This is a genomic window from Arthrobacter sp. YD4 (genome assembly GCF_030410515.1).
Lineage (GTDB): Bacteria > Actinomycetota > Actinomycetes > Actinomycetales > Micrococcaceae > Arthrobacter.
This window is the reverse complement of the sequence record NZ_JAUHHD010000010.1, coordinates 1-1,698: the sequence shown is the minus strand read 5'-3', so window position 1 is coordinate 1,698 and position 1,698 is coordinate 1. Positions and strand designations below refer to the sequence as shown.

Sequence of the window (1,698 nt, the reverse complement as noted above, 5' to 3'; positions counted from 1 at the left end):
GACACGGACCATGGTCCTGTTGTCTCAGGACCCAACAGTGTGCCAAACACTACCCACCAGAACCCCCACCACAGCGTTCCAGGACCCCCTCAAGAGAGGATCCGTACTAACCACCGGTGAAAAACCCGACAGGCACCTATTTGTTGATATTCCACCCATGAGCACCCGCCGCAGAACAATCGTCTGCGCAACGGGCCTACTCCTGACAACACCACCACACAAACCATGCGGCTTGGCGGGGTTGTTGTAGGCGCTCCTTAGAAAGGAGGTGATCCAGCCGCACCTTCCGGTACGGCTACCTTGTTACGACTTAGTCCCAATCGCCAGTCCCACCTTCGACAGCTCCCTCCCACAAGGGGTTAGGCCACCGGCTTCGGGTGTTACCAACTTTCGTGACTTGACGGGCGGTGTGTACAAGGCCCGGGAACGTATTCACCGCAGCGTTGCTGATCTGCGATTACTAGCGACTCCGACTTCATGGGGTCGAGTTGCAGACCCCAATCCGAACTGAGACCGGCTTTTTGGGATTAGCTCCACCTCACAGTATCGCAACCCTTTGTACCGGCCATTGTAGCATGCGTGAAGCCCAAGACATAAGGGGCATGATGATTTGACGTCGTCCCCACCTTCCTCCGAGTTGACCCCGGCAGTCTCCCATGAGTCCCCGCCATAACGCGCTGGCAACATGGAACGAGGGTTGCGCTCGTTGCGGGACTTAACCCAACATCTCACGACACGAGCTGACGACAACCATGCACCACCTGTAAACCGGCCACAAGTGGGGGACCTGTTTCCAGGTCTTACCGGTTCATGTCAAGCCTTGGTAAGGTTCTTCGCGTTGCATCGAATTAATCCGCATGCTCCGCCGCTTGTGCGGGCCCCCGTCAATTCCTTTGAGTTTTAGCCTTGCGGCCGTACTCCCCAGGCGGGGCACTTAATGCGTTAGCTACGGCGCGGAAAACGTGGAATGTCCCCCACACCTAGTGCCCAACGTTTACGGCATGGACTACCAGGGTATCTAATCCTGTTCGCTCCCCATGCTTTCGCTCCTCAGCGTCAGTTAATGCCCAGAGACCTGCCTTCGCCATCGGTGTTCCTCCTGATATCTGCGCATTTCACCGCTACACCAGGAATTCCAGTCTCCCCTACATCACTCTAGTCTGCCCGTACCCACCGCAGATCCGGAGTTGAGCCCCGGACTTTCACGGCAGACGCGACAAACCGCCTACGAGCTCTTTACGCCCAATAATTCCGGATAACGCTTGCGCCCTACGTATTACCGCGGCTGCTGGCACGTAGTTAGCCGGCGCTTCTTCTGCAGGTACCGTCACTTTCGCTTCTTCCCTACTGAAAGAGGTTTACAACCCGAAGGCCGTCATCCCTCACGCGGCGTCGCTGCATCAGGCTTCCGCCCATTGTGCAATATTCCCCACTGCTGCCTCCCGTAGGAGTCTGGGCCGTGTCTCAGTCCCAGTGTGGCCGGTCACCCTCTCAGGCCGGCTACCCGTCGTCGCCTTGGTGAGCCATTACCTCACCAACAAGCTGATAGGCCGCGAGTCCATCCAAAACCACAAAAGCTTTCCACCCCCCACCATGCGATGAGGAGTCATATCCGGTATTAGACCCAGTTTCCCAGGCTTATCCCAGAGTTAAGGGCAGGTTACTCACGTGTTACTCACCCGTTCGCCACTAATCCCC

At 57.1% G+C, this 1,698-nt stretch carries 1 rRNA gene; it reads right to left on the bottom strand.

Annotated elements, in window-relative coordinates:
* Positions 1 to 261: 261 nt before the first annotated feature.
* A 16S ribosomal RNA gene (locus QWJ39_RS16225) occupies positions 262 to 1,698 on the bottom strand; the annotation flags it as partial.